Source organism: Ktedonobacter robiniae (assembly GCF_016587375.1).
Lineage (GTDB): Bacteria > Chloroflexota > Ktedonobacteria > Ktedonobacterales > Ktedonobacteraceae > Ktedonobacter > Ktedonobacter robiniae.
In genome coordinates, this window is record NZ_BNJG01000004.1 from 233,848 (window position 1) to 260,002 (window position 26,155).

The following is a 26,155-nucleotide window of genomic DNA, read 5'->3' on the forward strand; positions in this document are numbered from 1 at the left end:
GCCATTGTTGCCTGGTGATTGGAGGATTCCCCATACCTCTGGTGAAATCCAGCATAGAGGCGTACGTTGATAGGACCCGGCTCACATGACCAGGCCTTCACCAGTTCAGGCCTGGTCGTGTGACGCCTCTGGTTTGCCAGATACTGCTGCTACAATTTCGTCAGTTGAGCGGATGCGACCCATTCTCGGCAAGATATAGGTACAAGTATGTCTATGTTCTTCTTCTGAATACGCATTCATAGCATCGGTTGCAAATACCTGGTTGTAGCCATGTTGATAGGCTTCACGAGCGGTGGTCTCAACACCAATATTAGTCGAGATACCACAGAGGACAATCGTGTCGATATTCCGACGACGGAGCTGAAGATCCAGGTCGGTACCAAAGAATGCTCCCCATTGATGTTTCGTCACCAGATGGTCCAATGGGTGAGATCCCAGCGCTGGAAGAATATCTGACCAGTCCTCCGGTTCTTCAGCCAGTGCATGGGGAAGCAGTGTGCTGGGTAGAGGATCAGTAATCGGATCTAAAAAATCTTTACCATCAACTGAAGCAACACGCACAAGAACGACAAAACTTTCTGCCTGTCGAAATGCATTGACCAAACGCGTTGTTTGGCTCACTACTTCCTGGATAGGATGGGGCTGGCTTTCCCAGGAGAACACTCGTTTCATTATATCAATGACAACCAATGCTGTCCTGTTCGGGTCTAACTCAAAAGACATGGAAAAATCTCCTTCGCGTTTCTTCGAGACCGATTGCAGCGGTCTCGAACTCTTGTATTGTAACATGAAAGAGGGAGCATTATGGATTAAGGTAAGGGCTAAAACTTACCATTTCTAACACCTAGAACGTCAGATGGGACATTTCAATGAATGAAGTTGCTTTTTTTCAGACCGCCATCACCCGGATATATGGACGGTCGCCCCTTGCCCTCACTGCATTATGCAAGCATAATCCAGAGGGAAAGCAGCTATATCGCGTCGATTTCACAACGGGACCGTCCTGGGTGATGCGCGCCTATCATGAGGAGCACAGCCTGACCGACGCCTTTCACTTTATAAGTGGCTCTCAATCCCTCCTTGAATGGCTACAAGGAACTGCTCATACGTTATCTTCTGCGACGAACCAGGGCTATCCTGCCCCAACGATCATTTCCCCTCTTACAGGAGAGCTTATTGGAAACCATCAAAAGTGGCATATGTTTATGACGACCTTTGTGGAGGGCGATGCCAGAGATACAAGTCCAGAAAAGATGGCAGCGCTGGGAGCAGCGCTTGGCCATTTGCACACACTTTCCCTCCCTGAACAATCTTCAATGGATAGTAAGTTTGCACTTTCCTGGTGGTCGCGTACTCGCCTACAGGAAGGGTCACACCGCCTGAGATCCGCCGCTCCCTATGTTCCCCAGGAGATGCAAGCCCTTTATAACGCATGCCAGCACACCTTTGATTATTTCCAGCGTGACTCACTCCTTCCACAAACGCTTATCCATGGAGATTGCTGGACCGAAAATGGTGTCCAGACGCAAGAGGGACTGGCAACTCTGATTGACTGGGAATGCGCGGGCCTGGGGCTACCGATTCTTGATTTCGGCTCATTGCTCCTGCACTGCCACTTTGATCAACGGGATAAACTCGAACACCAGGCTTACCCTCAGTACCAGCCCGACCCTCAGCGCATCACAGCCGTGGTTCAGGGCTATTCTCGCTGGCGACGGCTCTCAACATATGAACACAAAGCCCTATTAGAGGCTGTACGTTTCAGCGTGGCCTGGCGGCTTGCGTGGTTCTTCTCGCTCCTGGCAAAAGACACAACAAACGAATGGGTTCAGGGTGTCTTGAGACGCTGGCAGCGCTGGTATGCCATCAGTGAAGACATCGCACGCCTGGGACACAAAAATATAGGGCAAACAAACTAACCTGTATCTTTCGTAGTTGCCCACGCCCGGCAGGTGGACCAGGTAGGTGCGCCCTTTAGAAGCACTGCCTGCATGGGCGTGGGGTCAACGCGTATCATTCAATGTAAACCGGGATACTCCAGGTGTGGGCGATCTGTTTACAGATATAGTGGCGAGAAAGTCCCGATCATTGATGCCGGAGATGAATCGCCACCCTGCCTGAGAGAAGAGAACAGAAAAAAGCATGCCTTAAGAACTTGTGTTCTCCCGGTCTCTGCAGTTTGGCAAGAGTGTGGGACTGCGAGCCCCAGGGATGTTTGTAGACATATTGAGACGCACCGTTGCAAGCACGGGCGGCACCCTGATCGAGGTCCCCACACGCAAAACAGCGCTCAGCCAATGGTGTCATGGCTGTGGTAAGAAGGCAAAAAAGCCCCTCTCTCAGCGGTGGCATCAGTGTGCCTGTGGCGTGGGTCCCGTGCAACGCGACCTCTACTCCGCATTTCTTGCCGCCTACCTTGATCCAGCAGATCCCATTCCCTCGTGTGCCCAATACCAGAGGTATTGGGAAGGTGCGGAAGCGCGCCTGTTGGCAGCACATGAGCGCACCCTCCAACGCGCGAAAGAGGGGCAGGCTCTGCCCCGAAGCTTGGGCCTGGCCCGAGCCAGAGCGCGTCTGCCCGAAAGTCCAGGGGAACCAACACAAGAGCCAGCCTTTCTGCTTCGGCACGCAAGACTGGAAGCGTGGAACGAACCCCTGGAACCCCCGCTGCTGTAGCGCGGGGAGCTCTCAGCGTTCGTGGACGGCGACGGCCTCTTCGAGGCGGATCGAGAGCATGCGCGAGACGCTGTCGCGCATGGAGACGCCGTAGATGACCTGGGCAGCGGTCATAGTGACGCGGTTGTGCGTGATGACGATAAACTGCGTCTTCTGCGCCAGTTGTCTGAGAATGTCGCAGAAGCGCGCGACATTGGATTCGTCGAGCGCAGCGTCAACCTCGTCGAGGAGACAGAAGGGCGGCGGATTGATCTCCAGGAGGGAGAAGAGCAGCGCCGCCGAGACCAGCGCACGCTCACCACCCGAGAGCAACGAGAGGTCCTGCACCTTCTTTCCAGGTGGCTGGACAATTACCTCGACACCAGCGGGCATGCTCGTGGGCGAGGCCGAGCTAGTGCCCTCCTCTTCGCTGCCCTTGGCACTGATCAACTCCAGGCGGGCGCTACCACCGTTGAAGAGGGTGGTAAAGTGCTCGCGGAAGCGGGCATTGACGGCCTGGAAGGTGGCCTCAAACTGCCGGGCCATGGTGGCGTCAAGCTGATCGATGATAGCGCGGAGCTGGAGCGCGGCCTGGTCGAGGTCCGTGATCTGCGAGGTCAGGAACTCGTAGCGCGTCTTCGTCTCCTCGTAGAGCTGGGGAGCGTTCTCGTCACAGCCGCCCATGGCTTTGAGACGGCTGCGCAGAGCGTCTACGCGCCGCCGTAGCTTGCGCAGGTGCGCCTCCTCCTCTTCGGTGAGACTCCCATCTGCCTCTGGCGCGGCGGGATGGCTCCCGTTGGTGCCTGGCGTAGGCTCGCTCTCAATACTCTCGATGCGCTCAGCCTGCCGCGCCAGTTCCTGGGGATCTTCGATGCCCATCTCGTCACGCAACTGTTCGAGCAGGGTCTCGATGGCGTCACGCGCCTTCTGGCTGTCGAGCAGAGCCTTACGATAGACGCCCTCTTGCTCACTCATCTCGCGCTGCATACGATTGCGCTGCTGCTCGATACTGGCGATCTGTTGCTCAACCTGGGCCAGTTGTCCCTCGACCTCATGTAGCTGCGTCTGCTGCGCCTTGGCCTGGATACGTGCCTGCTCCAACTGCTGGCGCTGGCCCTCGGTGCTCTCGCGCAACTGCTGCTGGCGTTGCTCAAGCTCTTTGGCGCGCGCCACCTGCTGACCAATCTGCGCCTTGAGATCCTGGGCCTGCGTGTTCTGCTGCGCGAGCTGCTGGCGCAGGGCCTTGGCCTCCTGGCGCTTGACCGCGAGGGCTGTGCGCGCCCGGCCTAGCTCATCCTGCTGGCGACGATAGGAGGTGGCCCGCTCCTCCATCTCGTACTGCAACTCCTCCACCAGGCCAGACATCTCACGTTGCTTCTTCTCATGCGATTGAACACGTTCCTGGCCCGCGACGACCTCTTGCTCCAGGCCCGCGACCTCGGCGGCGAGCTGCTGCTCAATGGAGGCTGAGAGCCTGATCTCGGTCTGCGAGCGCTCCTGATCGCGCTGTGTGTTCGTCACAATCTTATTCTGCTCATTAGCGCGAGCTGAGAGCTTCTGGAGCTGCTTATCGAGGACGTTCTGCTCGACACGTCGCCCCTCCTGGGCGCGCTGTACCTCGCTGAGCGAGGCATTAAGGGCATCGAGCTGCTCCTTCTGCTCATCGAGTTGCTGGGGAAGCTCGCGCAATTCGCGCTCATAGGCAAGTAGCCCTTGCTGCGCGCCGCCCTTGCCCGCGCCACCGGAGAGCCAGCCATCCACGTGCAGGACATCGCCCTTCAGCGTGACAATGGAGGTGAAAGGAAGGTCACTGACGGAGGAGAGACTCAGGGGCAGCGCCCAGTCCAGGAGTTCGCGCGCGGCATCGAGGTCCTGCGCTATGACGACGCCACGCAGCAAACGCACAAAGAGGGGCTGGTAGCGTGCCTCACACTGGACCAGTTTCGCAGCGAAGCCCTTGACGCGCGATTGCAACTCGGGCTTCTGCGCCAAAAAGCGCTGCAAAACAGCCTCTTCAACCTGGCCCTGGATGCCGCTGACCTCCAGGCCTCCCTCGTCTTCACCATCGCGCTCCAACCAGACGATCATGGCCTTACCACTATTCGAGCTTTGTAGGTACTGCTGGCACCCCAGGGCATTATCTAATGTCTCGACCACAACGGCCTGCATATAGGGTCCCAAAGCGGCCTCCAGGGCCTGCTCCATCCCCTCGGGGACAACGCCCAGTTGCGGCACCGGGCCAAGCATACCATTGAGCTTGCCAGCGGGGGCGCGCAGGAGGGCGCGGACGCCATCGCTATAGCCACTCAGGCTCTGACGCCAGTTCTTGAGCATGTTCAGGCGGTCGGAGATCGTGCGGCGCTTGCGCTCGGCGTCCGCGATCAAGCCTTTGAGCCGCTCCATCTCCTGCTGCCCCTCGGCGATGAATTTGGCGATGCCCTGCTTCTGCTGCTGGACCTGCTGCTCTTCGTCGCGTATGGCCTGCAGACGCGCCCGCTCCTCGACGAGCTTTCCTTCAAGAGTACGCAGCGTCTGCTGGGCCTCGGCGATCGTATTGCGCCGGGCAGCCAGGGTCCGGTTGCGCTCGCCCACTTGCTTCTGTAAGCGTCCTAGCTCGGTCTGGCTGGAGCCCAGGCGTGCCTGGACCTGGACGAGGTCGTTCTGCGCGGCCCGCAGACGGCGCTCATCCAGCTCATACTCCTTCTGCGCACGCGAGACCTTCATCTCCAGGTCGGCCAGTTTCGCCGAACCCTCGTCAACCGCCTCGTCAGCCAGGTCGCACTGCTCCTCAAGGTCGATAAGCTGCTTTTGCAGGGTGATCAGGCGCTCACGCAGGCGGCGCTCCTCGCGCTGCATATCGCCGCGCTGGCGCTCCAGGCCCCCGATACGTTCCTCATTGACCGCCAGGTCTCGCTCACTACGCTGGACGACCTCGTTGGCCTCGTTCCAGGCCCGGCGCAGTTCCGCAATGCGGGCCTGGGTCTGCTGGCGCGTGGCGCGATAACCCATGCCCTGGTCAACAACGAACTGCAAGGCCTGCTCCAGCTCACGTACCTTGCGCGCCTGCTCCTGTTCTAGATGCTCCGTGCGCTCGCTGTTGACGCGCAGGCGCCGCCACTGCAAGGTATACCAGGCCAACAGCACCTCTTGCAGCTCGGCACTGACCTGCTTATACTCGACGGCGCGCTTCGCCTGGATCTCCAGCGGCCCCAGGCGCGGCTCGATCTCGCTGACGATGTCGCGCACGCGGTCCAGGTTCATCTCCGTCTGCTTGAGACGATTATCGGCGTCGGTGCGCTGCACCTGAAAGGGGCGAATGCCTGCCGCATTCTCAAAGAGCCCACGCCGCTCCTCGGCACGCAGGCTCAGCGCGGCATCGATCAGGCCCTGGCCGATAACGGTATAGGAATCGTGTCCGATGCGGGCCTGGGCCAGCAGTAAGAGGACATCCTTGAGACGTACCTTCTGTTTATTAATTAAATACTCGTTCTCGCCCGAACGAAACGAACGGCGCGTGACCGTAATCTCGCTATAATCTGAGGGCACCCAGCCCGTGCTGTTATCAATGGTTAATGATACCTCGGCCATACCCAGCGCCGCCTTCCCCTGTCCACCCACAAAAATAATGTCGTCGCTCTTCTTTCCACGAAGCTGGCGCATATTCTGCTCGCCAAGCACCCAGCGCATCGCGTCGGCGACGTTTGACTTGCCCGACCCATTGGGTCCCACCACCGCCGTAATCCCTGGACTAAACTCCAGAACCGTACGCGAGGCAAAACTCTTGAAGCCAAGCATTTCCAGGCGTTTTAAATACACAACGCGATCCCTTCCTCCAAGAAAAGACTCTGAGAAATTCACGTCGATCATACCATAGCCATCCATTACAGCCAAGTACTCAAAAAATACCAGAAAGAGAGAGGAGGCGGGAGATCTTCTCTCTTTCTGGCATTCGCGGAAAGTGAGGCAAACAGTCACAGTACATGAGTGATAGGCAGGTCATCTATTGCATACCCTTACATAGCAAGCATACCCCTCCAACTAAATCATTCATCTACCTCTATACATACTGCCTGTATACTCAGTAGCACCTCTATCAAACACAACATATTCCTGATCGATCACACTCTTCGCGATATCGTCATCTCACATTCTAAGCCTGTCGTCATAATCTTTTTCATATTACTCTGAAGCGACCAAATAGATCCTTGATATTTACCTTTTATGTGAGGCTGGCATATGTAGTCAAGGCTCTTTTCCGGCAGAAGTACATTGGTAAGGAAGGTGAAGAAAATGGTACAATCATCACGCGACCAGGAGATTGTCAAACGCTTCCACTGTCGGGCAGATTCCCCACTTGCAAGAGTTCTATCAGCTCTATCTCGGCGGCGTTTTTGCTCTGGGCGAACTCTTTACGCAAAACCCAGACCTCACATACCGAGCCTCGATGGGCCAGAGGAAAGACGAGCTGGGACGTGGTTGAAGGAGAGAGCCTGTGAGGTGGATTTACACAGTTGCTTGATGTCTTTTTCGCGAAAGGATCTTTTCTCATGGGACTCACACTGAGAGGCGGTTCTCAATCGGCAAAAGTGGTTGCCATGCGCGCTGCTTCATCCCTACGTGCCAGCATCACCACCCTCCTTCGCCGCGTCAACCTCGCTCCCGCCGTGCTGATCATCGCTGGCATCTCGTTTCTGGCCCATATCCTGGTCGGCGACAATTACGGGTATTTCCGGGATGAACTCTATGTTCTGGCAATGAGCCAACATCCCGCCTTTGGCTATGTGGATGTCCCGCCGCTAGTTCCCTGGATCACACTGATTCCCCGCTTGCTCACCAACAATGCCCTCTGGGCCATCCATGTGATCTCGGCTCTGGTCTGTGCCGGGACGATCGTCCTGACCGGACTGATGGCCCGGCTCCTCGGCGGCACGAGATGGGTCCAGGGACTCGCTGCCCTGGGATCGGCGACGGCCCTCGTCCTGATGGCAAACGGCTCAATCTACACCTATGATGTCTTCGATGCATTCTGGTGGTCGGCTTCTGCCACCATCCTCATCGTCCTGCTGCGCGATGAACGTCCCCGCGACTTCCTCGCGTTCGGCCTGGTGGCTGGCCTGGGATTATTGACGAAGGAGACCATCCTCTTCTGGGGGTTCGCGCTGATCCTCGGATTGCTGCTAACCCGACAACGCAGCCTGCTGTTCACTCGCTGGACGGTGTTTGGGGGCCTGATTGCCTTCGCTCTCGTCTTGCCATTCCTGATCTGGAATGCCACGAATGGCTGGGCATCGGTGCAGTATTGGGCGGGCTATTCCCAAAATCACAGTGCAGGTGGGTCGCCCCTCGATTTCCTGATCAACCAGATCCTCGGCATGAATCCCCTCTCGGTGCTCTTGTGGGGGCAGGACTGTGGTACTTCTTCTCCGCACGTGGTGCGCGCTTTCGGGTCTTCGGGTGGGCGTATCTCATCCTCTTCGTTCTCTTCAGCGCGATTCAGGGGAAAACCTATTTTCTGGCACCAGCCTATCCACCTTTGTATGCTGCTGGCGCGGTGCTGCTCGGTCAGTGGCGGGTGCGCTGGCCCAGGTGGATCGCGGCCTATCCTGTGCTGCTGGTCGTGAGTGCCGTGTTGCTGGCCCCCGCGGTGATGCCAGTGTTGCCACCCGCCGTGTATGGACATATTTATGGCAAGGGTGGCAATGCAGGGTCGCAGCAGGATGCAGGTGATATCGACGGCTTGCCACAAGCCCTGGCGGATCGCTTTGGCTGGGAGGAACAGATCGCGTTGATTGCTCAGGTATATCACAGCCTACCAATGGATGAGCAGCGGGTTGCCTGCATCTTTACCTCCAATTATGGTGAGGCTGGTGCGCTCGTGCAATTCGGTGGGCGCTATCATCTGCCACCACCGATCAGCGGACACAACGCCTTCTATCTCTGGGGACCGCAAGGGTGTACCGGCCAGGTCGTCATCACGATCAATATTTCTCCCCAGGACGCTGCACAGGGGTTCAACTCGGTGACGCTGGCCGCCAGGACTTCCTGCGATGATTGTGTGGACTTTGAGAATCATGCTCCTATCCTGATCTTGCGGCAGCCGAAGGCGAAGGTACCATTCGCGGTACTCTGGGCACAGGCTAAGCATTACGATTGAGGCCAGGCAGGGTTGGGGGCACGACAGTTTTTCCCCGCGCACATCCAGGCTTCAGTGGAGTTACTTTCCTGGCAATAAGCCGTGCGCGAGCGCTATGGCTACCTGACCCAGAAGATGCGTGTAGAGTATAGCGGTCGTATGGTATGATGCATAATATATGCAATCATTGGAGGTCGGCTGTGAAGAACATCTTGAAGTACCGCCAACGCATCATCCTTCTTCTCATCCTCCCATTTCTCTGCCTACTTTCGCTGGGTCTCTTACTCTATACGGGTCTGCTCTGGCCAAACGCTCTCTTCGCGTCCAGTTACCAGGTGCGGGGCTTAGATGTCTCAAGCTATCAGCAAAAGATTGACTGGAAACTCGTGTCACAGACTGGCACCTATACATTTGTGTTTATGAAGGCGACCGAGGGCAAATATTATAAAGACCCATTCTTTCAAGCCAACTGGCAAGGCGCCAGGACATACGGCATCCTTCGAGGTGCCTATCACTACTATACCGAGTATCGAACTGGTGCTGAGCAGGCTGATAACTATATCAGCATGGTGCCTAAAGAGGCAGATATGCTTCCACCTGTACTGGACCTGGAGGTATCTGGCCCAGATCACGCGATTATGCTGAAGGAAATCAAGGTCTTTCTGGACCGTATAGAGGCCTACTACGGGGTCAAGCCCATTATCTATACCGATCACACTCGCTACGACGAGTATATCAAAGGCAACTTTACGAAATATGCCATCTGGATACGCGATATCCTTATGCCAGCCCAGTGGAGCCAGAAGAATGGTTGGACCTTCTGGCAGTATAGTAGTCGCGGGCATATTCCCGGCGTCCCCGGCTTTGTTGATCTCAACGTCTTCTTTGGCGATAAGGCCAAACTGCAAGAACTCACCAGCAAAAAATGACAAAAGCCGCTAGGAAAGGCCGAAGAGTGAGGATATGATTGCTGGTAACGAGTGTTGAAAGCGCCTGTTCTTCCATACTGCGTTCGTCTTCCTCCCTCTTCGTGATGCTCCTACCCCAAAAGTAGAGCAGAGAACAGAGGTGCTTGTCTACGTGGGTGCATGCTTCTCAGCTCGATCCAGAATCATGGTTACCTCCTGGACGTGAGGAATAGCCCGCAATTGATCCAACGCCGTTGTCATATGCAACGTCCCTGGTGCAATGCATTCCAGGTGTATCTGCTGGCCTGCTTGTTGCTGCTGAAGATGGAGCATCTTCAGCTCTATCTTCTGTTGAGCACAGATAGCATGAATAGCATTTGCCAGATTGGAGGTATCGGTCTGGGCGGAGAACGTCATATCGATGGCGTAGGTTAAGGGTGCCAGGCCCAAAAGATGCGTTCGCTCCAGGTAGCGCAGCGCAATCAAGACAAATAAGGCAATAACGGTTGCCACAAGGGCTTCCCAGAGCATACCCACACCACAGGCCATGCCAATCGCGGCGACTACCCAGATTGCGGCGGCAGATGTCAGCCCTTTGACATGTTGATGATCCTTACTAATATAAATCGCGCCGCCACCCAGAAAACCGATGCCCGCGACCACGTAGGAGGCGATACGCGTTGGGTCTAGCTGGATATGTTGTCTATTCAGCTGATCATAAAAGCCATAGCCAGAAATAATGGTAAAGAAGGCACAACCCAGCCCAACCAGGGCATTCGTGCGCATCCCGGCAGCCTGACCTCGATTCTCGCGCTCCCAGCCGATAGTGGCTCCCAGGAGCAAGGCCACGCAGAGGCGTAAGATGATGAGAGGGAATGGAAGCATAGACTGTTTCTCTGTCTTTTCTAGCAACCAACTATCGTGCTATTCCCTATGGATAGGTGCATTGCGCTCTTTACTATAGAGCAATTCTCAGAGAATGCAAACTGCACAATTTTCGTTTCACTCCGAGCGCATTGCCACACCCTTTCTTGTATATATACACGATTGAGAGCGAGTGAACGATGAAGTCCGGGCGACAATTGTGATATGCTACCCGTAACGGACAGGTGGCGGCGCGGAATGAGAAGAAGATCGCCAGTTATCAAGCCTGAACGTTCCCTCATTGGGGAATGAGGGTCATTATTGTGTTTTTGGAAGAGGAGATGAGAACTCATGGAACGCTTGCGGTTCGGCATTATTGGCTGCGGTGTGATTGGACAGATGCATGCAGAAGCCATTGCCTCCTTGCCCGACGCGCAGTTAGTAGCGGTCGCGGACACCATTGTCGCGAGTGCGGAGAAGCTCGGAGCAAAATATGGGGCGACCCCCTATGCCGAGTACCAGCAGATGCTGGCAGAGGCACCCATCGACGCAGTGTGTATTTGTACACCTAGTGGGCAACACGGACAGCCCGCCTGCGAGGCTATGCGGGCTGGAAAACATGTGGTAGTAGAAAAGCCCATGGAGATACAACTTGAGCGTATTCAGGAAATGCTAGCAGTCCAGCGCGAAACCGGACGCAAGCTGACGGTTATTAGCCAGCATCGCTTTGATGCCGCGTCTCAGCAGGTGCATCAACTGGTCGAGGAGGGCGCGTTTGGACGTCTAGTGCTTGGCAATGCGGCGATTCCCTGGTGGCGCTCACAAGCCTATTATGATAGTGGCGCCTGGCGCGGCACCTGGGAGTTGGATGGGGGTGGGGTCTTGATGAATCAGTCTATTCACTCTATCGATCTCCTTCAATGGTTTATGGGGCCGGTCAAGAGTCTGCAGGCCTATACCGATACCCTGGTACACACGATGGAGACCGAGGACGTTGCCGTGGCTATTTTGCGCTTCGCCAATGGCGCGCTAGGTACTATTAACGCGACCACGGGTGCCTATCCTGGTGTAACCACGCGTATCGAAGTGTTTGGCGACCGGGGTTCGGCCGTCATTGAGAATGACAAGCTGCGCTTCTTACGCCTGGCTCGCGATGAAAAGGAAGAGGTTGGTGCCTATGGGAGCGCGGGATCAAGCAATCCGGAGCCAGAGGATAATGGCGCCGGGGCCTCCGATCCTACAAATATCCAGACCTCAACCCATGCCGCGCAGATCGCGGACTTTATCAACGCCATCCGCGAAGATCGGACGCCTGCTATTGATGGGTATGCCGCGCGCCATCCCGTGGAAATTATTCTGGGTATTTATGAATCGGCGCGTACCAAAAAGGAGGTCTCCTTCTCATGATTCGTCTCTCAGCCTTTGCCGATGAAATCTCGCCCGACCTGGGAGAGCAGATCGCGGTTCTCCAGGAAGAGCACATCCACTTCATTGATTTGCGCGGGGCCTGGAACAGCAATGTGCTCGACCTGAGCGATCAGCAGCTCCAGGAGGTCAAGCAAGCACTTGAAACAGCTGGTATTGGGGTCGCGGCGATTGGCTCGCCGATTGGAAAAGTTCCGATTACCAGCGATTTTGTTGAGCACATGCAGCGCTTTGAACGTGCTCTGTATGTGGCAGAATACCTGGGATCACCCTATGTACGTATCTTTTCCTTTTATCCGCCTACTCTAGGCGAGGCCCTCCACCAGGATCAACAAGACGAGCCTGGAATCGATGCCTATAGAGCAGATGTGCTCCAACGGCTGGCAGCGCTCACTGAAAAAGCAGCCAAAGCTGGTATCACACTGGTGCATGAGAATGAGAAGATGATTTATGGAGATACAATTGCGCGCAACGTTGATCTCCTGCAAAGCGTCAATCATCCACGCCTGCGCGCGGTCTTTGATCCCGCGAACTACCTTGAGTGTCAGCAGGTGCCATATCCCCAGGCCTATGATGCGATCAAGCCCTGGCTGGAATACGTGCATGTGAAGGATGTGAACGCCCAGGGAACGCTCGTGGTCGCTGGCGAGGGAGAGGCCCGCTGGCCAGACATCCTGCAGCGGCTGCGTAGCGATAGGTATGATGGCTTTCTCTCGCTTGAACCACACCTGGCGGCCGCGGGCCAGTTCCAGGGTTTCAGCGGGGCAGATCGTTTTCGCCAGGCCTCCCAGGCGCTCCAGCGTCTGCTGCGCGAGATCAACTGGGAATACGCATAAGTAGATACAAACAAAAAAGTGCTCGGGGGTAAGACCCGAGCACCTTTTTGTTTTGCTTACCGAGAAGCAGTGTGTTCTTTTTGCTTGTTTCCAGTCTCTCCTCCACTCTTGCGCACACGGAGCACCGAGGCCACAATGGCCAGGACCAGAACGATGGCGATAACTAAAAGCGAGAGCGCGGTTGGAATATGGAAGATGTCCGCTAGCAGCATCTTCACGCCGACATAGGTCAAAATGACGGCCAGCCCTGCTTTCAGGTAATAAAACTTATGAATCACGTTGGCAAAAACGAAGTAGAGCGAACGTAGGCCCAGAATAGCAAAGACGTTTGAGGTATAGACAATAAACGGGTCATTGGTAACCGCGAAAATGGCGGGGATGGAATCAACCGCGAAAACGAGGTCGGTTGTCTCTACCACAATAAGCACAAGCAGCAATGGTGTCGCGAGAAGCCGTCCATTGTGGCGGGTAAAGAAGCGGCCTTCATCATAGTCCTGTGAGACGGGGAGAATGCGTCGCAGAAGCTTAAGCACGGGATTACGCTCCGGATGCACCGCCTCATATTTCTGTAGGCCCATACGAATACCCGTAAAGACCAGGAAGGCACCAAAGAGGTAGATGATCCAGTGGAATGTCTCTAACAACACTGTGCCAACGCCGATCAGCAGGCCGCGCATTATGAGTGCTCCTAACACGCCCCAGAAGAGAATACGATGTTGATGCCTGGGAGCAACGGCAAAGTAGGTAAACAGTAGGACGAAGACGAATATGTTATCGACGCTCAACGACTTCTCGATGAGATAGCCAGTCAAAAATTGCAAGGCGAGGTCTGGCCCCTGAAAGATGTAGATACCCAGGTTGAAAGCCAGAGCCAGGCCAATCCAGACCGCGCTCCAGATCAATGCCTCTCTGGTTGAGACTGTGTGTGAGTGACGATGAAAGACACCTAGATCTAATGCCAAAAGCACCACAACAAAGGCGTTAAACAACACCCATGGCCAGATTCCCTGTGTAAAGAACATGCTTCTCTCCCTCTCCCTAATTAACCCATATATAGTTTTGTGCGTGACTTCTCGCGCCTGCGGCAGCCAGCATCCACCACACTCACTACCCAAAAACAACGTAACATATGGGCATAAGGTGGGCCTGTGAGGAGGCTGAATCGCAGGTAAGAAGCTTGGATCTACACAGCGAGTGGGAGCCAGACATAGAATGTGCTGCCTTCTCCGGGCTGGCTCTCAGCGGTAATGCGCCCATTCAGCTGCTCTACCAGGGTGTGTGCTATCGCCAGGCCTAAGCCAGTGCCCTCCCGAGAGCGGGCGCGATCCGCGCGATAGAAGCGCTCGAAGATATGGGGGAGATCGCCAGCTTCAATACCGATTCCGTTATCTCTTACCTGGAGAAGGGCTTCCTGGCCTTTTCGCTCTAACGAGACGGTAATGATACCACCATGCCCATTTTCCTTGGCAGGTGCATATTTGAGCGCGTTATCAAGCAGGATCAGCATGATGCGGCGGAGATTCTCTTCATTGCCATAGACGCGCACAGGCTCGATATGGCTCACTTTGAGCTGGAAACTCGACTGATCCATAGCCAGTCGTCCACGCAGTTGGCGAACCAGTTGCAAGAGGGAATGATCCAGCTCGACTGGTTGCTCACGGGGGTTTCCGCGTGGAGCTGTCACCGCCAGTTTCTGTTCCTGCTCAATAGGAGGAGGCGGGACGATGGTATCGGCGCTTACGTCGGCGCGGGCCAGCAGGAGCAGTTCGTCGACAAGGCGCGCGAGACGCAGGGTTTCGCTATGCGCATCCAGGAGCATTGTTTTGCGCTCCTCGGCGGGCAGCTCATCGCTATGCCGCTGGAGAAAGGCCAGGTTTCCCTGGATGGTCGTTAGTGGGGCACGCAACTCGTGTGAAGCGTCTGCAATAAAGCGATGTTGGGCCGTGGCAGCCTTCTCCAAGGCTGCCAGCATCTCATTAAAGGTATCTACGACCTCGACCATTTCATCATGCCCCTTCGGACGTTGGACCCGCTGGTGCAAGTTGCCCACATGCACGCCACGGGACTCATTCGCAATATCACGCGCGGTCTTCACCATATCGGACAGCGGGTGCAAAACATTGGTCGTAATCCCCCAGCCGATGCCTAGCGCAGTGATCAGCACCAGCGCTCCCGTGGTACAGAGGAGAAAGAGCAATTGGGTTTTGGTGGCCTCCTCTGGACTGAGCGACCTGGCCACCAGGAGCATGCCAATCACGGGGCCCGGCTGGCCCCCTGGGGTGGCCTGGGGTTTATGAATTGACTCAACCAAAATGCGCAGAGGTTCCTTATTCGGGCCAGATACCGTATATGGTTGGGGATCGTCTGCATTTTGCAGGGCGCGCTGATACATCGCTGCTGTAGGCGTGATATTAAGAGGCTCGTTCTTCGAGGCATATTGTAAGTGATGCGCCTGGTCGAAGACCTTGACGGTGATCCCTAGCGTATCTTTAGAGAGACTATGGGTATCGATCACACTCAACGAGAGGGGAGTGGGCCAATCGCTGTCTGCATGCAAACGTTGATGGCGCAGGAGTTCGGCACGAATGTTGGCCTGGGCAGTTCCTGCCTCGGCGCGTAGCGATGCATCCACGCTATCGGAGAGCGACTGTGAGGTTAACAGGAAAACGAGCACACCAAAAAAGAGGAGTGAAACCGCGACCAGTCCTCCATACCAGGTAATCAAGCGCAGGCGTAACAGCCGAGGACGCTTGTTGGAAAAAGGAGAGATAGTGTCCTCACTCTGCTGCTTCTGGCGTAGCGATGGGTTATTATTCTCTAAAGACATAGCCAATACCACGAATGGTGTGAATCAGGCGCGCCTCGCCATCTGCTTCAAGCATGTTTCGCAGGTAACCGATATAGACCTCAAGCACATTGGATGACCCCTCGAAGTCCAGCCCCCAGACACGATCCATGATGACATCCCTTGTCAATACCTGGCGTGGACGACGCAAGAAGAGCGCCAGAAGCTCATATTCCGTAGGTGAGAGCTCTATTTCACGGGGTCCACGATGAGCGACACGTGTTCCTGTATCAAGCTGCACATCGGCATAGTGCAAGATCTCGTGTCGCTCAACCTGATTTCTTCTCAGCAAGGCCTTGATACGCGCCACCAGTTCCTCGGGGGCAAACGGTTTGACGACATAGTCATCAGCGCCAATCTCAAACCCCTTCACACGGTCCGCGACGGTATCGCGTGCCGTAAGCAGTAAGATAGGCACATTATCTCCTGCTACGCGTAAACGCTGTACGACCTCCAGACCATTGAGTCCTGGAAGCATGACATCTAAGACGATAAGATCTGGCGCGCGCTCTAATGTTCTCTTGAGCGCATCATCACCACTGGTAGCAACGGCAACACTGTATCCTTCATAGGCCAGAATTCGTCGCAATAAGTCGGTAATGCGTGGGTCATCATCAACAACCAGTAAATGTGCTTTCATTGCTGCCTTCTCTTCTCCAATTTGTAAAGGGGTATCGCCGCTAGAATTGCGGCAAGGGTGCCCTCGGCTTGAACCGTAGGGAAAATTGCCACCAATGCCACATAGAAAATTGGACACTACACCAGTTTAGTGGTAAAATGCGTGCATGCTGATACAACGAACCGTTCCCATTATGATAGAGCCTGACAGCGATGTTGAGCGCACCATCGAGGTGTTTCGGGAGGTGCAACATGCCCTCTCTGAACCATGCTTCAATGGTGGGAAACCTCTTGGTGCTCTCGCGTTGCAACGGGCTTGTTACCACCAGGTGAAGGGTTCGCTCTCGGCACAAATGACGATCTCCGCTATTCGCCTTGTCTCCGCTGCATATGCTTCTGCCAAGTCCAACAAGAAACCTGCTCAGCGCCCCTTCCTCTTCAAGAAAGCGCGTGCTCTGTTCCTGGTCGGCAAACGTGGGCGTGATGCTGACTTTCGCAAGGGTGGCACCCTCTCCATCTGGACTGTCGCAGGGCGCAAACACCTCACCTATTCCATTCCTCGAGATTTTGAGACAACGTTGAAGAACGCCACTGAGATTGACAGCCTCACCATTCTCAAGCGCAACGGCAAGCTCATTGGGCGTGTCACGCTTACCCTCGACGCCCCAGAACCTCAAGGCATTCTCCCGGTCGGCATTGATCTGAATGAGACAAATGCCCTTGTCGCCGTTGACCCCGATGGGCACACCCTCTTTGTGAGTGGGAAAGACATCAAAGTCAAAAACCGACGTACCGCCAAGACGCGCGCTCGTCTCCAGCGTAAACACGCGACCCGTAAGGCAGAGAAGAAAGATACACGCAGTCTTCGGCGTCTTCTCAAACGGTTAGGTCGCACACAACACAACCGCACACGCACCTTTGCACAGCAAACAGCGAAACAACTGATCACCTTTACCCCTGAGAAGGCCGTGCTCGTCTTTGAGGACTTGCATCTGCCCAAACCAGAGAAGGGCAAGCTCAAAGGCAAGGCACCTCGACGTCGAATGTCGCTGTGGCAACGGCGTCTCATTCGTACCTGTGTGGAGAATAAAGCCCAGGAATGTGGGCTGACGGTCACACAGGTGAACCCTGCCTACACGAGTAAGAATTGCTCTCGTTGTGGCTTGCGTGGTGTGCGCAAGCGTCATGCCTTCTCCTGTCCTCACTGTGGTCACACCGACCATGCTGACAGAAACGCGGCGGTAAACATTCGCAACCGCTATACTGCCTTTCGGGGTAGTGGGCTGCTGTCAATCAGCCCTGAAGCCCAGTCCTAGGATGTGGGCAAGCCCTTGCATGTATGCGGGGGTTATTGACAGTAGTATATCACTGCACACTGATACCTGACTAAGAGAAGTCTGAGACCAGGCTGAGAAGTTTTCCCCCTTCCATCAAGCAAGGCTATGTTGTAGACTTAAAAGGCAAAGGGGGAGAAGTTCTCATATGCCACGGGGCATGAAGAGCCCACCTTGTTCACTCGTATCAAGCCGAAGATACGCGTATGACTGTAACATACATGACGGAGGTCCGTTCTTGGGAAAAGTAAACGTAGGCATTATTGGTTGTGGCGCGATTAGTTCTATCTATCTTGAGGCGCCAGAGAAATTTGATATTTTAAACATCACTGCATGCGCAGATATCGATCTTGAACGTGCCCAGGCCCAGGCTGCGAAATACCATGTGCCCAAGGTCTATACGGTCGAGGAATTACTGGCAGATCCAGAGATCGATATTGTACTCAACCTGACGATTCCCAAAGTCCATGCGGAGATTGCACGGGCGGCCATCGCGGCAGGGAAATCGACCTATAGCGAAAAGCCGTTAGGCATCAACCGCACAGAGGCGGCGGCGCTGTTAGAAGAGGCACGCGAGAAGAAGTTGCTTGTGGGGTGCGCTCCAGATACCTTCTTGGGTGGGGGGCTTCAAACATGTATTAAACTGATTGATGATGGAGCTATCGGTGCGCCTATCGCGTCCACTGCCTTTATGCTGGGCCATGGTCCGGAGAACTGGCATCCCAATCCAGATTTTTATTATCAACTGGGTGGTGGTCCCATGTTTGATATGGGTCCATACTACCTGACCGCGCTCATTGCCATGATGGGACCCGTGCGCCGCGTCACTGGCTCCACTCGTATCACCTTCCCAGAGCGCAAGATTACCAGCAAGCCCTTCTATGGACAGACGATCACTGTTAATACGCCTACCCATGTGACGGGAACGCTGGACTTTGCCAGCGGCGCGATTGGCACGATTATTACCAGCTTTGATGTCTGGTCGCATCGCCTGCCCCTGATTGAAATCTATGGGACAGAGGGGACACTGAGCGTTCCTGATCCAAATACATTCGGTGGCCCCGTTCGCATACGCCGCTTTGACGATAATGAGTGGAGAGACGTCGAGCTAACGCATGGCAATACTGTGAACTCCCGGGGCATCGGTATTGCCGACATGGCGCATGCGCTCCAGTCTGGTAGCTTCCCGCATCGCGCGAGCGGCGAACTGGCCTATCACGTGCTTGATATCATGCAAGCCATTCATGACTCCTCTAATGAGGGGAAACACATTGAGCTCAGCAGCCAGTGTGAGCGTCCTCTGCCCTTGCCAGTTGGACCCAAGCTCTGGTAATAAAGGCTATCCATTCTATCCATCATTGTAGAGTTCTTATTCCGAAACCCAACATCACTCGCGCCTGCCCCCTGAATGGGGGTGACTAGCTCTTCCCCCATTCGGGGACAAGCGCGCTCAGATTTTCGGATAAGAAGATAGTAACCAATGGAGGGAAATGATCAATGTCACAGATCAAAGGACCTGCGATATTTCTTGCCCAGTTTGCCCAGGATACGGCACCTTATAATACCCTGGCAAACATCAGCCAGTGGGCAAAGGGCCTGGGCTACGCAGGCGTCCAGATTCCAGCCTGGGATGCGCATTTTATTGACCTGGACAAAGCCGCCGAGTCAAAGCAATATTGTGAGGACCTCAAGGGTCAGACCAATGGCTTAGCGATTACCGAGCTGGCGACCCACTTAATTGGGCAACTGGTCGCAGTTCACCCTGCCTTCGATATCATGTTTGATGCCTTTGCCCCTGCCGAGCTGCATAACAATCCAAAGGAGCGTCAGAAGTGGGCAACCGGGCAGATGATCAAAGCCATCAAGGCCTCGCGCAACCTGGGCCTGGATGTCCTGCCAACCTTCTCCGGCGCGTTGCTCTGGCATACCATGTATCCCTGGCCACAGCGTCCCCAGGGCCTGGTGGAGCTAGGCTTTAAAGAGCTGGCAAAGCTTTGGGAGCCGATCCTCAATGTCGCCGATGAGTATGGCATTGATCTCGCCTATGAAATCCATCCCGGCGAGGATCTCCATGACGGCGTCACCTTCGAGCGCTTCCTGGCCGCGACGGGGAATCATTCCCGTGTGCATATCCTGTATGATCCCTCACACTTCGTGCTCCAGCAACTCGATTACGTTGGCTATATTGAGTACTACAAGGACCATATCAAGGCCTTCCATGTCAAAGACGCCGAGTTTAATTCCTCGCCCCGCTCGGGTGTCTACGGTGGTTACCAGGACTGGCAGGATCGCCCTGGTCGCTTCCGCAGCCTGGGGGATGGGCAGGTTGACTTCAAGCGCGTCTTCTCCCAGCTCACACAGATTGGCTACTCCAGTTGGGCTGTGCTTGAATGGGAGTGCTGCATTAAGGACTCTGAACAGGGGGCACGCGAGGGCGCGGAGTTCATCAAGAGCATGCTGATCGATACTCCCACCAGGGCCTTCGATGACTTCGCTGGTGGCGCGGCCGATGACGCGACCAATCGTCGTATCCTGGGTCTTGACTAGGTTCTTATTCCGAAATCCAACGCCACTCTCGTGACGAGCGCCCAGCGCTCAGGATTTCGGATAAGTAGTAGGTAGAAGGAGAGAGAAACGATGGCTAGAGAGGTTGCCAATCGCAGGCTACGAGCCGGTATCGTTGGCGGGGGCCAGGGGTCCTTCATCGGCGCGGTCCATCGTATCGCCGCCGAGCTTGACGGACAGGCCGAGGTCATCGCGGGCGCGATGTCGACTAATCCTGAGCGCGCCCGTGCCTCCGCGGCAAGCTGGTACCTGCAACGCTCATACGATAGCTATGAAGAGATGGCACGCGCAGAGGCGCAGCGCGCCGACGGCATCGATTTCGCGATTGTAGCCACGCCGAACCATATGCACTTTCCCGTGGTAAAAGCCTTCCTTGAACAAGGCATTCACGTCGTCTGCGATAAACCCATGACCTTTAGCCTGGAGGAGGCGCAGCAGCTCGTCTCCTTAGTAGAGGGGAAGCAACTGGTCTTCGCTCTCACCCATAACTATACCGGGTATCCTACCGTGCGTCACGCGCGTGACCTGGTACGCCAGGGGGCGCTAGGTGAGGTGCGCAAGGTGCTCGTTGAGTATGTCCAGGACTGGCTGCTCGACGCACTCGAAAAAGAGGGGAACAAGCAGGCTTCCTGGCGCACGGATCCAACGAAATCGGGTATTGCGGGTAGCGTCGGTGATATTGGAACGCATGCCGAGAACCTGCTAGAGTTCGTCACCGGGTTAAAGATCACCTCGCTCTGTGCCGACCTGACCACCTTTGTGGAGGGACGTGCCCTCGACGATGATGCCAACATGCTCCTACGCCTGGAGAATGGTGGCAAGGGCTTCCTGACCTGCTCGCAGATCGCGGCTGGTGAGGAAAATAACCTGACGCTTCGCGTCTATGGCACAAAAGCGGGCCTGGAATGGCACCAGCAGGAGCCGAATACGCTCATCTTCAAGCCGCATGGTCAACCGCAGCAGATCCTGCGTACCAACCAGGGGTATATGAGTGATGAGTCCAAAGCACTCTCGCGCCTTCCTGGCGGACATCCCGAGGGCTTCTACGAAGCCTTCGCCAACATCTACCGCCTGGCAATCGCCGACATCCGCCGGGTCGAGTCAGGTGAGCAGACACAGGGTGGCTACCCCAACGTCTATGATGGCCTGCGTGGCCTGAACTTCATCGTGAAAGCGGTGGAGAGCTCACAAAAGGGTGCTGTCTGGGTTGAACTGTAGACACAAACAAATGCTCTAGCTCAAGGATTATTCAAGGATCTGGATGAAGCGTTTCAACAGGGCGTTTCTATCCAGATCCTTCTCTTTGTGTGGTCTCTCCCAAAAGAAAAGTATCAAGCAATTGGTCGAGGGCCTGTTATTTCTGCGAGAACTGTCACTTCCTATGCGGGGAAAATGGAAGGCAAAAATGTTGGGATCCCCTATTCGCCACCCATCATTTCGGTGTAGTAACTACTCGATCAGAAAGGTATTGCCCCATGGTTGCAACAATAAAAACGTCTCTCTCTCTCCCAAAAACGCTTTGCAATCAAGCTGAAATCCTGGCGCAATCCCTCAAAATTTCCCGAAATCATTTATTTGGGATTGCCATTGAGCATTTCATCAGGAACTACCAAAGTCAAACTCCACTAGATGAAATGAATATGATGGATCAAGATCAGCCCGGTCTGAACGAACCATCAAAAGCGTCTGGCCAAGATGCGAGACCCGAAACACCAATCGGCGAAGGGCGAATGATCATCAACCAAGGTAATATATACTGGGTACAGTTAGAAAATCTGAGTGGGTCAGAACCGGGCATTCGCCATCCTCATGTAGTAATTCAAGAGAATATCTTGAACCATAGCCGTATCACTACTGTAGTCGCTTGCGCATTGACATCGAATAGAAAGCGCGCAAATACCCCTGGTAATGTGTTACTCGAAGTAGGTGAAGCAAATTTGCCTAAGCAAAGTGTCGTGGAAGTTTCGAAAGTATCGACAGTAGATAAAACACAGTTAGGTGAATACATTGGGTCACTAACTGAGCAGCGGACACATCAGATATTGGCTGGTATGCGGTTTCTGCAGCTATCATTTTTTACCCGATAATGTAAAGATATAATGATGTGTTTACCCAATAATATAATGATGTAATGACGTGCAATGTCTCATTCAGAGAGATCAAGGGGAATCTGCGTCAATTTTCTACTAGAAGCTTTGGGAGATTACATGATATTTTCACGACTATAAGAATCAGTATTTCTCCTGGGCAACATGATGAGATATCCTCTGCTTCTCTGTTTTGACGACGGTCGTGCCTACCGCTCTCCCTACTAATAGTGGTTCCGTGAGCACATCTGCCGCTGAGGCGCCGACGTCGGGGCGTGCCGCGATCACTTTATACGCCTCAAATTCCAGGCGTCGAGACGTGTTGCCAATATGTGAGACACGCCCTTTCACCTCTACGAAATCTCCTGCATAGAGCGGCGCGAGAAATTCCACATGCTCATAACTTACCAATAATCCCTCGTCACCATCACAGAGGATGGCCAGTTCCGTCGCAGCATCGCCAAACAAAGATAGCATGTGCGCTCCATTTACCAGCTGTCCCCCGTAATGGGCATCATGGGTGCTTAAACGCACACGCAGCAGTGAAGTATACTCAGACGTGACAATCATGGATGGCTCCCTTCACGATATCTCTAACAAACGTTTGTTAGTATCTAGGTCCAATATACCTCAGCGAGAAAAAGTTTTTTTTGCATGGCTAATGTCCATTATGTACAAAATTTGCTTAAAAAGCAAGAGCTTGCAAGATATTCCTTTTGCTTCTTTGCACCTGTGACGCTCAGCATACCCTACTTAGTATTCATACCGCAGCCTTTTAAGACTATAAGAAATGCATATATGATACAATACAGAGGAATACTTTTATTTGGGAGTTATGCTTATGCTAACCTATACTCATGCGCCACAACTTACGGGCGCCTATCTTGGCGAGGTCTGGGAACGCCTCCCTCCTGCTCTACGCCCCACCCTCTTTTTGGCCGATCCCACGCTCTCGCAGCAACTTCGCTGCGAAGTGACAATTGTGAGCGAAACCTTTCAGTACACGGGCAGCTTTAAGTTTCGTGCAGCCTATAACCTGCTCGCCAGTATTCCTCATCAGCATGTGATTACGGCCTCGTCAGGCAATTTTGGCCAGGCGGTCGCCTATGCAAGCAAGTTGCTTGGAAAAACCTGTACCGTTGTTATGCCGACAACTTCAGCTCAGGTGAAGATTGAGGCTGTACGCGCCTATGGCGGGACAGTTGACCTTGTGGATGTGCGCCAGGTCAGCCGGGCCAAGCGTGTGGCCCAGTTAATGCAACAACATCCAGAGGCATTCCAGGCCCCCGCCTATGATGACTACCGCGTCGTCGCAGGCAACTCGACGCTCGGGATGGAGATCTTTGCGGCCCTTGATCCCGATGTTATCCTGGTACCAGTTGGCGGCGGCGGACTGAGTTCTGGCCTGGTGATTGCTCGGGACTATTTGCAGAAAGAAACGGAGATTCTGGGGGCTGAACCCTTTTTGGGCAATGATGCCGCACGCTCACTACGTCAGGGTACGCTTATAAGCAATACAGATGAACCAACGACTGTGGCCGATGGAGCACGCACACTGAGCCTGGGCCAACTTAACTGGGAAATCTTGCGCCAGGGCATGAGTGACATCCTTGAGATACCAGATACAGCGATCCTGGTAGGACTCCGCCATAGCTTCCGTTACCTAAATCTGAAGGTGGAACCCACAGGTGCACTCTCCCTGGGAGCACTCCTAAGCGAGCCAGGGCGCTTTGAGGGGAAACGCGTCTGCTGCGTCGTGAGTGGTGGCAATGTTGATCCGCAACTCTATGCTCAGTATCTCACCGCAGAATAAAGAGGAGGGGCGCGAAAGAATCGCGCCCCTCCTCTTTATTCTGCGTCTCGCCTCCTATTGAGGAGGAAAGATTGCGAGATTTGTAAATTGTGCCTCAGCCCCTGGTTTTGTCTTGGGCAGATTCGAGACAAAGAACGCGACAGAACCACTTAAGTAGCTGGTATCAGAGATCGTCTTAATGGTCTGTCCATTCACAATGAAGGTCATCGTGGACCCTTTGGCCTTCACAACAATTTGATTGGTCTTGCCCATCGGCTGAATAGCTGGATTCGCGGCATTAGGCACAAGCGTTTGAGCCTCAAGTACCGTCGTCTTAGCCGCGTCAGACTGGCCCTTGAAAATGGTATAGGTGCCATCGCCATACAACTCAAGGCGATAGAAGGTCGCCAATGAGCCGTTTTGCGCCGCTGCGGCGCGAATAACCACACCATAGCCACCACCGCCCGACTGTGGATTCGGATCGCCTTTGCTAAGTGTTGCATTCACAAACAACTGGAAGTCACCATATGACTTACTATCGGGTAGTGTCTCGGTGAAGAGCTTATTATCGTTGTCGTTCAGGGTAAGCGCGCCGTTGCTTATGGCAGCCGAAAACGCGCCTTTGGCGTCCTTTTCCAGGTGCCAACCATTGTTGTTATTTGCGAACGTGTCGGCAAACAATGACTTACCGGTCGGGGTGGGTAATGGTTTGAGCGCATTGACTGTCGCGGTACTCTTGTTTGTACCGGCATTGCCCCCATGTGAGAAAATGAATACACCGCCAACACTTGCGATAATCACAACCAATACCAGCACAACTGCGCTAATAATCATACCCCAGCGGGGACGTTTCTTCTGCTCCGAGAGCGCAAAGGGATCAAGGGCGGGCGAGAAAGGAATCGAGTTCCCGGTAGTCCGCTCACTGCCTTGATTCCCAGCGAAAGGAGAAGCGCTCTCCATGCCATTCTGTCCCCACTGGGTCCCAGTGCTAGCGTTAGGAGTCTGAGGCTGTCCCCACTGCATGCCTGATCCAGTAGGTGCCTGGGGCTGTCCCCATTGTCCGGAGCCCATTGGCGTTTGGGGCTGGTTCCACTGTCCAGAACCCATTGATGTTTGGGGCTGATCCCATTGTGTGCCTGAACCAGCGGGCGTTTGGGGCTGGTTCCACTGTCCAGAACCCATTGGCACCTGGGGTTGGTTCCACTGCATTCCAGAACCTGTTTGAGGCTGCGCCTGGTTCCATTGTGTGCCTGAACCAGGCGCAGCGTTAGCAGGTGCTCCCCATGGCGCATTTCTATTCGCTGGTTCCTGCGCCGGGGCTGATTGACCCCATTGAGGAGCCGCAAATTGCCCCCACTGAGAACGATTATCTGGCGCTGAAGCAGGGGTATTTGTCGGTTGATCCCAACCCGGGCCCCCCCCTGGTTGAGTCCTGGCATTGAAGGAGCAAAATTATTTCCAAATGGTGATCCACCGTTCCCTTGATTTCCCATCGCAGGTCCCGATTCAAAGAGCAATCCGCAATTTCGACAACGCCCCTCATTCATAGGCGATGCCGCGCCGCAGCGTGGACATTGACGTCCTTGTATATTAAATACCGACGAGGACATGGAAACCTCCAATAACAACCGACATGCTTAACGCTGAGTATCGCATAGATCCACAAGAAAGTCCAACACACTCCTGAAAGATGGTATCTTTAGGTCGATTGGCGAATTCTATACAATTGATCTGCTGTATCTACTCCGGACTTCTCGCCACTCCGTGGCCCGCAGGGGTTAGAGGGTGCGGTGCCAGGCTGGCACCGCACCCTCTAACCCCTGCGAAGCGTCGCAGACGCTGAGAACACCTCGCAAAGAGAGGAACTGAGTAGTTACAACCTGCTTTATAAAGGACTTATATACATAGAGCAACACGCGAGAAAGCCAAAGAAGTGTGTATGCTTACCAGAGATAAGCGCGCAACGAGCGTGGGTTATACTTATAGCAATGCGGTCGATACTACAAAAATCGTACAAAAAATATCCCTTTAACGCAGGAAATATAACAATCCTCCGTAAAACATTCTTCCTACTAGAAATATATCGCAAAGGC

The 26,155-nt window shown here is 54.4% G+C and carries 22 protein-coding genes and 1 pseudogene; 15 read left to right on the plus strand and 8 right to left on the minus strand.

What is annotated here, in order from left to right; genetic code table 11:
* Nucleotides 1-105 precede the first annotated feature (105 nt).
* Nucleotides 106-723, minus strand: a complete 618-nt coding sequence (locus JMJ04_RS41780; protein WP_201376325.1) for a hydrolase — start codon at nucleotides 721-723, stop codon at nucleotides 106-108.
* A 146-nt stretch (nucleotides 724-869) separates the two neighbouring features.
* Between JMJ04_RS41780 and JMJ04_RS41785 the strand changes: the two genes are divergently transcribed.
* Both JMJ04_RS41785 and JMJ04_RS41790 read left to right on the plus strand, forming a co-directional pair.
* Nucleotides 870-1,919 carry a phosphotransferase gene (locus tag JMJ04_RS41785; RefSeq protein ID WP_201376326.1) on the plus strand — a complete coding sequence of 350 codons (1,050 nt, stop codon included), beginning with the start codon at nucleotides 870-872 and terminating at the stop codon, nucleotides 1,917-1,919.
* Nucleotides 1,920-2,175: 256 nt separating this feature from the next.
* Nucleotides 2,176-2,676 (plus strand): annotated as a pseudogene (locus JMJ04_RS41790) (zinc ribbon domain-containing protein); the annotation flags it as partial.
* 12 nt (nucleotides 2,677-2,688) lie between these two features.
* On the opposite strand, the gene smc reads toward JMJ04_RS41790, so the two are convergent.
* Nucleotides 2,689-6,471 (minus strand): chromosome segregation protein SMC, encoded by a 3,783-nt coding sequence (smc, locus tag JMJ04_RS41795; RefSeq protein ID WP_201376327.1) that lies wholly within the window; start codon nucleotides 6,469-6,471, stop codon nucleotides 2,689-2,691.
* A 502-nt stretch (nucleotides 6,472-6,973) separates the two neighbouring features.
* On the opposite strand from smc, the gene JMJ04_RS41800 reads away from it, so the two are divergent.
* The 4 genes from JMJ04_RS41800 to JMJ04_RS41815 all read left to right on the plus strand — a co-directional run bounded on the left by JMJ04_RS41800 (nucleotide 6,974) and on the right by JMJ04_RS41815 (nucleotide 9,717).
* Nucleotides 6,974-7,135 (plus strand): hypothetical protein, encoded by a 162-nt coding sequence (locus JMJ04_RS41800; protein WP_201376328.1) that lies wholly within the window; start codon nucleotides 6,974-6,976, stop codon nucleotides 7,133-7,135.
* Nucleotides 7,136-7,202: 67 nt separating this feature from the next.
* Nucleotides 7,203-8,276, plus strand: a complete 1,074-nt coding sequence (locus JMJ04_RS41805; RefSeq protein WP_201376329.1) for an ArnT family glycosyltransferase — start codon at nucleotides 7,203-7,205, stop codon at nucleotides 8,274-8,276.
* Complete coding sequence (locus tag JMJ04_RS41810) at nucleotides 8,207-8,809, plus strand: hypothetical protein (protein ID WP_201376330.1); 603 nt, start codon at nucleotides 8,207-8,209, stop codon at nucleotides 8,807-8,809. Before JMJ04_RS41805 ends, JMJ04_RS41810 begins: the two co-directional genes overlap by 70 nt.
* Before the next feature lie 179 nt (nucleotides 8,810-8,988).
* Entirely contained in the window at nucleotides 8,989-9,717 is a 729-nt protein-coding gene (locus tag JMJ04_RS41815; protein WP_201376331.1) for a GH25 family lysozyme, read from the plus strand.
* A 147-nt stretch (nucleotides 9,718-9,864) separates the two neighbouring features.
* Here JMJ04_RS41815 and JMJ04_RS41820 read toward each other — a convergent pair whose 3' ends face one another.
* A complete protein-coding gene (locus JMJ04_RS41820) occupies nucleotides 9,865-10,581 on the minus strand; it encodes an MgtC/SapB family protein (RefSeq protein WP_201376332.1) in 717 nt (238 codons plus the stop codon).
* Between the two features lie 330 nt (nucleotides 10,582-10,911).
* Here JMJ04_RS41820 and JMJ04_RS41825 point away from each other — a divergent pair, with 330 nt between their 5' ends.
* Both JMJ04_RS41825 and JMJ04_RS41830 read left to right on the plus strand, forming a co-directional pair.
* Nucleotides 10,912-11,967, plus strand: a complete 1,056-nt coding sequence (locus JMJ04_RS41825) for a Gfo/Idh/MocA family protein (RefSeq protein ID WP_201376333.1) — start codon at nucleotides 10,912-10,914, stop codon at nucleotides 11,965-11,967.
* Nucleotides 11,964-12,821, plus strand: a complete 858-nt coding sequence (locus JMJ04_RS41830) for a sugar phosphate isomerase/epimerase family protein (RefSeq protein ID WP_201376334.1) — start codon at nucleotides 11,964-11,966, stop codon at nucleotides 12,819-12,821. The genes JMJ04_RS41825 and JMJ04_RS41830 overlap by 4 nt, the downstream gene beginning before the upstream one ends.
* Before the next feature lie 56 nt (nucleotides 12,822-12,877).
* Here JMJ04_RS41830 and JMJ04_RS41835 read toward each other — a convergent pair whose 3' ends face one another.
* From JMJ04_RS41835 to JMJ04_RS41845, 3 genes are all read right to left on the minus strand, one after another.
* Nucleotides 12,878-13,843, minus strand: coding sequence for a TerC family protein (locus JMJ04_RS41835; RefSeq protein WP_201376335.1), 966 nt, complete (start codon nucleotides 13,841-13,843; stop codon nucleotides 12,878-12,880).
* 161 nt (nucleotides 13,844-14,004) lie between these two features.
* On the minus strand, nucleotides 14,005-15,648 hold the full coding sequence (locus tag JMJ04_RS41840) for a sensor histidine kinase (RefSeq protein ID WP_201376336.1): 1,644 nt from the start codon (nucleotides 15,646-15,648) through the stop codon (nucleotides 14,005-14,007).
* Nucleotides 15,632-16,306, minus strand: a complete 675-nt coding sequence (locus tag JMJ04_RS41845; RefSeq protein ID WP_007923223.1) for a response regulator transcription factor — start codon at nucleotides 16,304-16,306, stop codon at nucleotides 15,632-15,634. Before JMJ04_RS41845 ends, JMJ04_RS41840 begins: the two co-directional genes overlap by 17 nt.
* A 145-nt stretch (nucleotides 16,307-16,451) precedes the next feature.
* On the opposite strand from JMJ04_RS41845, the gene JMJ04_RS41850 reads away from it, so the two are divergent.
* The 5 genes from JMJ04_RS41850 to JMJ04_RS41870 all read left to right on the plus strand — a co-directional run bounded on the left by JMJ04_RS41850 (nucleotide 16,452) and on the right by JMJ04_RS41870 (nucleotide 22,270).
* Nucleotides 16,452-17,600, plus strand: coding sequence for an RNA-guided endonuclease InsQ/TnpB family protein (locus JMJ04_RS41850; RefSeq protein ID WP_201376337.1), 1,149 nt, complete (start codon nucleotides 16,452-16,454; stop codon nucleotides 17,598-17,600).
* A 256-nt stretch (nucleotides 17,601-17,856) separates the two neighbouring features.
* A complete protein-coding gene (locus JMJ04_RS41855; RefSeq protein ID WP_201376338.1) occupies nucleotides 17,857-18,951 on the plus strand; it encodes a Gfo/Idh/MocA family protein in 1,095 nt (364 codons plus the stop codon).
* A 164-nt stretch (nucleotides 18,952-19,115) separates the two neighbouring features.
* Nucleotides 19,116-20,165: a sugar phosphate isomerase/epimerase family protein gene (locus JMJ04_RS41860; RefSeq protein ID WP_201376339.1), complete on the plus strand. Its 1,050-nt coding sequence runs from the start codon at nucleotides 19,116-19,118 to the stop codon at nucleotides 20,163-20,165.
* A 90-nt stretch (nucleotides 20,166-20,255) separates the two neighbouring features.
* The gene (locus JMJ04_RS41865) at nucleotides 20,256-21,401 is read left to right on the plus strand and encodes a Gfo/Idh/MocA family protein (protein ID WP_201376340.1); all 1,146 of its coding nucleotides are present in this window, start codon (nucleotides 20,256-20,258) and stop codon (nucleotides 21,399-21,401) included.
* Between the two features lie 257 nt (nucleotides 21,402-21,658).
* Complete coding sequence (locus JMJ04_RS41870) at nucleotides 21,659-22,270, plus strand: type II toxin-antitoxin system PemK/MazF family toxin (protein WP_201376341.1); 612 nt, start codon at nucleotides 21,659-21,661, stop codon at nucleotides 22,268-22,270.
* Nucleotides 22,271-22,414: 144 nt separating this feature from the next.
* On the opposite strand, the gene kal is transcribed toward JMJ04_RS41870, so the two are convergent.
* Nucleotides 22,415-22,840 (minus strand): 3-aminobutyryl-CoA ammonia lyase, encoded by a 426-nt coding sequence (gene kal / locus JMJ04_RS41875; RefSeq protein ID WP_201376342.1) that lies wholly within the window; start codon nucleotides 22,838-22,840, stop codon nucleotides 22,415-22,417.
* A 271-nt stretch (nucleotides 22,841-23,111) separates the two neighbouring features.
* Between kal and JMJ04_RS41880 the strand changes: the two genes are divergently transcribed.
* Nucleotides 23,112-24,083, plus strand: coding sequence for a threonine ammonia-lyase (locus JMJ04_RS41880; RefSeq protein ID WP_201376343.1), 972 nt, complete (start codon nucleotides 23,112-23,114; stop codon nucleotides 24,081-24,083).
* A 54-nt stretch (nucleotides 24,084-24,137) separates the two neighbouring features.
* On the opposite strand, the gene JMJ04_RS41885 is transcribed toward JMJ04_RS41880, so the two are convergent.
* Nucleotides 24,138-25,271 carry a 3-keto-alpha-glucoside-1,2-lyase-like domain-containing protein gene (locus JMJ04_RS41885; RefSeq protein ID WP_201376344.1) on the minus strand — a complete coding sequence of 378 codons (1,134 nt, stop codon included), beginning with the start codon at nucleotides 25,269-25,271 and terminating at the stop codon, nucleotides 24,138-24,140.
* 74 nt (nucleotides 25,272-25,345) lie between these two features.
* Here JMJ04_RS41885 and JMJ04_RS41890 point away from each other — a divergent pair, with 74 nt between their 5' ends.
* Entirely contained in the window at nucleotides 25,346-25,504 is a 159-nt protein-coding gene (locus JMJ04_RS41890) for a hypothetical protein (protein ID WP_201376345.1), read from the plus strand.
* Nucleotides 25,505-26,155 lie beyond the last annotated feature (651 nt).

What these genes read in the sequence shown, in the direction of transcription:
- JMJ04_RS41840 (WP_201376336.1), bottom strand. Translation starts at nt 15,648, where the DNA reads ATGTCTTTAGAGAATAATAACCCATCGCTACGCCAGAAGCAGCAGAGT.
- JMJ04_RS41845 (WP_007923223.1), bottom strand. Translation starts at nt 16,306, where the DNA reads ATGAAAGCACATTTACTGGTTGTTGATGATGACCCACGCATTACCGAC.
- JMJ04_RS41825 (WP_201376333.1), top strand. Translation starts at nt 10,912, where the DNA reads ATGGAACGCTTGCGGTTCGGCATTATTGGCTGCGGTGTGATTGGACAG.
- JMJ04_RS41820 (WP_201376332.1), bottom strand. Translation starts at nt 10,581, where the DNA reads ATGCTTCCATTCCCTCTCATCATCTTACGCCTCTGCGTGGCCTTGCTC.
- JMJ04_RS41865 (WP_201376340.1), top strand. Translation starts at nt 20,256, where the DNA reads ATGGCTAGAGAGGTTGCCAATCGCAGGCTACGAGCCGGTATCGTTGGC.
- JMJ04_RS41785 (WP_201376326.1), top strand. Translation starts at nt 870, where the DNA reads ATGAATGAAGTTGCTTTTTTTCAGACCGCCATCACCCGGATATATGGA.
- JMJ04_RS41860 (WP_201376339.1), top strand. Translation starts at nt 19,116, where the DNA reads ATGTCACAGATCAAAGGACCTGCGATATTTCTTGCCCAGTTTGCCCAG.
- kal (WP_201376342.1), bottom strand. Translation starts at nt 22,840, where the DNA reads ATGATTGTCACGTCTGAGTATACTTCACTGCTGCGTGTGCGTTTAAGC.
- JMJ04_RS41880 (WP_201376343.1), top strand. Translation starts at nt 23,112, where the DNA reads ATGCTAACCTATACTCATGCGCCACAACTTACGGGCGCCTATCTTGGC.
- JMJ04_RS41780 (WP_201376325.1), bottom strand. Translation starts at nt 723, where the DNA reads ATGTCTTTTGAGTTAGACCCGAACAGGACAGCATTGGTTGTCATTGAT.
- JMJ04_RS41870 (WP_201376341.1), top strand. Translation starts at nt 21,659, where the DNA reads ATGGTTGCAACAATAAAAACGTCTCTCTCTCTCCCAAAAACGCTTTGC.
- JMJ04_RS41890 (WP_201376345.1), top strand. Translation starts at nt 25,346, where the DNA reads ATGGCGCATTTCTATTCGCTGGTTCCTGCGCCGGGGCTGATTGACCCC.
- JMJ04_RS41850 (WP_201376337.1), top strand. Translation starts at nt 16,452, where the DNA reads ATGCTGATACAACGAACCGTTCCCATTATGATAGAGCCTGACAGCGAT.
- JMJ04_RS41805 (WP_201376329.1), top strand. Translation starts at nt 7,203, where the DNA reads ATGGGACTCACACTGAGAGGCGGTTCTCAATCGGCAAAAGTGGTTGCC.
- JMJ04_RS41885 (WP_201376344.1), bottom strand. Translation starts at nt 25,271, where the DNA reads ATGCAGTGGAACCAACCCCAGGTGCCAATGGGTTCTGGACAGTGGAAC.
- JMJ04_RS41835 (WP_201376335.1), bottom strand. Translation starts at nt 13,843, where the DNA reads ATGTTCTTTACACAGGGAATCTGGCCATGGGTGTTGTTTAACGCCTTT.
- JMJ04_RS41830 (WP_201376334.1), top strand. Translation starts at nt 11,964, where the DNA reads ATGATTCGTCTCTCAGCCTTTGCCGATGAAATCTCGCCCGACCTGGGA.